Here is a 4442-nt window from a genome sequence, read left to right as displayed (position 1 = left end):
GGCAGGTGGTCTCGCAGCTACGACAAGTCAAACAGCGGTCTAAATGAAGTTGTGATTTTTCGCTGACATCACCAGTCTCAAGCATTTGTTTTAGTAAATAAATACGACCACGAGGACCGTCACGCTCATCGCCAAGCTCTTGATACGTGGGGCATGTAGCATTACAGAATCCACAGTGAACGCAAGTGCGCAAAATATCATCGGCTTCTTGAATATCTGGGTGATCCAGATATTTTACATTAATTTGAGTTCGCATTATGACTTCCTTGTCATCGAGCCAATTTACATCCAGCTATATAAACGATTGGGATTGAAAACACAATTCGGATCGAAGGCGTGTTTGAGGCGCTGATGGAGCTTTTGGAGCGCCTCAGACTGAGTATGAAAGACTTCCTGACTCCTGTCACCACCGCGATAAAGGCTAACCTGACCGCCTGCAGCCTCAGCGAGCGCTTCTAATTTGTCCGAGGTAAAGTCGCCACGAAGCCAGCGCTGCGCACCTCCCCAATCAATCAGCCAATCTTCATCTGGTAGCACATGCGCCGCGCTACTTTTTACAGAAAACCGCCACAATGAGGACGCGTCTAAGAAATAATCCAATTGCTGCTCACGAAGCGTGGACCAAAACGCATCTGTATCTTCTAATGCCGCGCCTTGCCACTGTTTGACGGTACTATCTACAGCACTTCGTGCGCCTGCCAAGCGTAAATACAAATGATTGTCAAACCAACAAGCCCCTGTCAAGGGTTTGGATTGTCCTGAGAGACGATTCATGGTATCAATTGCCGTTGCAGCATCCATCTCCTGCTTGATAGTGACAGTGGCGGCAGGCTTAGGCATGACTTTTAAACTGACTTCAGTAATGATACCCAAAGTGCCCATAGCGCCTGCTTGCATCCGTGAGACATCATAACCAGCGACGTTTTTCATCACCTGACCGCCAAAGCGCAGCTCTTCTGCGAGGCCATTAATGAGACGAATGCCTAAAACATGGTCTCTTATTGAGCCGCTCCAAGGTCTTGCTGGGCCTGATAAATGGCAAGCCATTGTGCCGCCCAAGGTTGCTTGCCCGTTAAATGTTGGTGGCTCAAATGCTAAGCACTGATTGTGTTTGGCCAAGGCGTTGCTAATCTCATTAATTGGGGTTCCAGCACGGGCAGTCAGCACCAATTCGATCGGCTCATAACTGAGAATGCCTTTGTGCTCGCTAAGATTGATGGGGTTGCCTATTTGCTCACGTCCCATAAACTGCTTGCTGCCCCCGCCCATGATTTGTAGTGCTGTGCCGTCATGGCTGGCTTGTCTTACCCGCGCAATCAGCTCTTGACTGATGTCTGTCATGCCAGATCTCCTTGCTGTGGTTGAGAATCATGGCTGTGTTGCGGTCTGTCAAGGGTACGGTACTCTTGACAGCGCTTGAGCAAGGGAATACCTTTACCCGGATTTAACGTACCAATTGGGTCAAAGGCGTGCTTGATTGCATGAAATTGTGTCAGCTCTTGATCGTTAAACTGAATCGTCATTTGGCGGATTTTTTCGACCCCAACCCCATGCTCACCAGTTATGCAGCCGCCCACTTTGACGCAAAGTTCTAAAATACGGCTGCCAAACTCTTCAGTGCGCTCAAGCTCTCCTGGTACATTGGCATCGAACAAGATAAGCGGGTGCAAATTGCCGTCCCCAGCATGAAACACGTTGGCGACGCGTAGACCATATTGCTCTGAGAGTTTTTGCATTTCTGTTAAGACGTGGGCAAGTTGGCTACGCGGAATGGTGCCATCCATGCAGTAGTAGTCAGGGGATATTCGCCCGACAGCGGGAAACGCCGATTTTCGACCTTTCCATAATAAGGCGCGCTCCGCCTCACTTTGCGAGACACGTGTTGTGGTTGCGCCAAGTTCGATAAACAGCTGCTCAACCTCTGCAATCTGTTCTTGAACTTCCGCCTCACTACCATCTAACTCACACAGCAGCAAAGCTTGGGCATCAGTTGGGTAGCCTGCATGAGCAAATGCTTCGGCGGCTATAATGGCAGGGCTGTCCATCATCTCAAGTCCGGCTGGAATAATACCTTTGGCAATCACGCCGCCAACCGCGTCCCCTGCTGTCTGAACGTTATCAAAAGCGGCCATAATGACCTGAGCCTTTTCAGGGCTAGGTAGCAGCTTGACCGTCACTTCAGTAATCACCCCAAGTAGACCCTCAGAGCCGGTAATTAGAGCCATCAAATCAAAGCCATTGCTATCAAGACCTTCACTACCAATAGTAATGAGATCCCCTTCGACTGTGACCATCTCAACCTTTAATAAATTATGAGTGGTCAGACCATATTTGAGACAATGGACGCCACCTGAGTTTTCGGCGACATTGCCACCGATGGAGCAGGCAATCTGTGAGGAGGGGTCTGGGCCATAGTACAAGCCGTATTGACTTGCCGCCTCGCTAATAGCAAGGTTGCGAACACCTGGCTGCAAACGCGCGCTACGGGCAAGCGGATCAATATCAAGGATATGCTTAAATCGGGACAACACCAATAAGACGCCATCAGGGTTGGGCATCGCGCCTGCACATAAACCCGTACCGGCACCGCGCGCCACCACAGGGATTTGATAGCGATAACAGATTCGCATTACCTCGCAGACCTGTTCAACGGTTTCTGGGAGCACCGTAATGAGCGGCATATCGCAATACACCGATAAGCCATCACACTCAAAAGGCTTTTGGGTCTCCTCATCATTGATCACATATTGAGGCTCAATAAAATCGCGAAACAGCTCTACTAGAGCAGCTTTATCAGGTCTTAGGCTCTGATTCATGGTGGCATTCCTTTGCTCACTAAATTGTCGATACTCACTGCATTACTACGCAGACGACATTAAGCTTATAACAAAAAAGTAAAAGTTGGCTATCAATATATTGGCTAAAACTGAATAAAACGATATGTAATGTTTTAAATTAGTAGGAATTAAGCTTGTTTCACAGGTGTATTAAATAAGCGCTGTAAATCCAATACTGAAAATGGATAATTTAAGCGTGCCGATGGCGTTAGTACCACAGGAATCGTGGTGGCGAACTCCATCATCAGTGGCTCAGAAAAATCAGCAATATCGACAGTTCTATAAGTCATACGCTGCACCGCTTGTAGCTGTGTCATCCGCTGTTCAGCGATGTCGCATAAATGACAGCCTGAGGTACCAAGCAACCACCATTTAGCAAGATTTTCAGGACTGCCAAGCGGGGGATTTTCTTCAACCATACGGGCGCGTAATGCGCTTATATTATTATTCTCGTACATAGCTACTCTCTTATGTTAACTCTTAAGGTTCATATTCTTAGACGGCAAAAAAGCAGCTATTCTGCTTCTATTTTTACTGAATCTTTTTATCTGTACTCTGTGCCATGATAAAGAAGTGGGGTAAATAATGACAGCGATTGTGAGATTAGGTAAGATGAGCTGCTATTTATGGTTACTGCCTTTGCAGTTACCATGATTGGCTGCGCGCTTTTTACTTTCTCTTATTATCTTTTCAATCACTTGGACAACACGCATGACAAATTTTGGCAAATTTATCAAACGACTATTATTGGCATTGATGGTGTTGGTCGTCGCATTCCATGTGTTGGTCGCAGGGTTGCTATTAATTTGGAAAACACAGCCGATCAATAACAGCATGTTTATGCTTGCCCATCGCATTACGGGTGGTGATGTTAGCCAAACTTGGGTTGAATATGACGACATTGCCAAATCTGCTAAGCAAGCGGCGATTGTCAGTGAAGATTCAACGTTTAGTCAGCATAACGGTTTTGATATGAAAGGCATTGAGGCGGCAAGGAAAAAGAATGAAGCGAATGGCAAGATGTCGGCGGGCGGCTCAACTATTACCCAACAATTGGCTAAGAACCTGTTTTTAACCTCGCATCGCTCTTATACCCGTAAAGCTGAAGAGGCTGTTCTCACCATAATGATTGAAACCTTATGGGATAAGCAGCGAATTTTGACCGCTTACTTGAATGTGGCAGAGTTTGGCAATGGTATTTATGGTGTCGAGGCCGCCGCGCAGTATTATTTTGATAAATCAGCTGCTAATCTCAATCGTGATCAGTCAGCCTTATTGATTGCCATGCTACCCAATCCAAAATACTATGAAAGTCATCAAAGCGATAAACGCCTGCGTAATAAACAACGTATCATCAAAAAACGTATGAAAAATGCCGTATTGCCACAGTCTGACTAAATGTAGATAGAATTAACTGTAATAATAGAATAATAATTAAAAAGTATAGTATAAAAATGCTGATAGAATAAGATTGATATAAAAATAATGGCAGGTTGATAACGGCAAAGGAGTGGGAAAGTGGTAGAGATGGATAATAAGCACAGTAGTAGTGATAAGGTAGCTGATGTTATTGAAGCATATATTGATGCGAATCATGATATCAAT

The 4442-nt window shown here is 45.9% G+C and carries 5 protein-coding genes; 1 reads left to right on the top strand and 4 read right to left on the bottom strand.

What is annotated here, in order from left to right:
* The 4 genes from VLN09_RS09065 to VLN09_RS09050 all read right to left on the bottom strand — a co-directional run.
* Nucleotides 1–256, bottom strand: a 256-nt coding sequence (locus tag VLN09_RS09065) for a 4Fe-4S dicluster domain-containing protein (RefSeq protein WP_325245783.1), incomplete at its 3' end; no start/stop codon positions are given.
* Between the two features lie 26 nt (nucleotides 257–282).
* Nucleotides 283–1341 (bottom strand): glycolate oxidase subunit GlcE, encoded by a 1059-nt coding sequence (gene glcE / locus VLN09_RS09060; RefSeq protein WP_325245781.1) that lies wholly within the window; start codon nucleotides 1339–1341, stop codon nucleotides 283–285.
* Nucleotides 1338–2816 (bottom strand): FAD-linked oxidase C-terminal domain-containing protein, encoded by a 1479-nt coding sequence (locus VLN09_RS09055; protein ID WP_325245779.1) that lies wholly within the window; start codon nucleotides 2814–2816, stop codon nucleotides 1338–1340. The genes glcE and VLN09_RS09055 overlap by 4 nt, the downstream gene beginning before the upstream one ends.
* Nucleotides 2817–2965: 149 nt before the next feature.
* Complete coding sequence (locus VLN09_RS09050) at nucleotides 2966–3295, bottom strand: glutaredoxin family protein (protein ID WP_325245777.1); 330 nt, start codon at nucleotides 3293–3295, stop codon at nucleotides 2966–2968.
* A 253-nt stretch (nucleotides 3296–3548) separates the two neighbouring features.
* Here VLN09_RS09050 and mtgA point away from each other — a divergent pair, with 253 nt between their 5' ends.
* Nucleotides 3549–4235: a monofunctional biosynthetic peptidoglycan transglycosylase gene (gene mtgA, locus VLN09_RS09045; RefSeq protein ID WP_325245776.1), complete on the top strand. Its 687-nt coding sequence runs from the start codon at nucleotides 3549–3551 to the stop codon at nucleotides 4233–4235.
* Nucleotides 4236–4442 lie beyond the last annotated feature (207 nt).

The sequence above is a fragment of the Psychrobacter sp. genome, assembly GCF_035469765.1.
In the GTDB taxonomy this organism is placed as follows: Bacteria; Pseudomonadota; Gammaproteobacteria; order Pseudomonadales; family Moraxellaceae; genus Psychrobacter.
The sequence above is the reverse complement of the archived record's forward strand: the minus strand, read 5'-3'. Positions and strand labels throughout refer to the sequence as shown.

Bases quoted from the DNA above. Each gene is read 5' to 3' on its own strand.
- glcE (WP_325245781.1), bottom strand. From the start codon at position 1,341: ATGACAGACATCAGTCAAGAGCTGATTGCGCGGGTAAGACAAGCCAGC.
- VLN09_RS09055 (WP_325245779.1), bottom strand. From the start codon at position 2,816: ATGAATCAGAGCCTAAGACCTGATAAAGCTGCTCTAGTAGAGCTGTTT.
- VLN09_RS09050 (WP_325245777.1), bottom strand. From the start codon at position 3,295: ATGTACGAGAATAATAATATAAGCGCATTACGCGCCCGTATGGTTGAA.
- mtgA (WP_325245776.1), top strand. From the start codon at position 3,549: ATGACAAATTTTGGCAAATTTATCAAACGACTATTATTGGCATTGATG.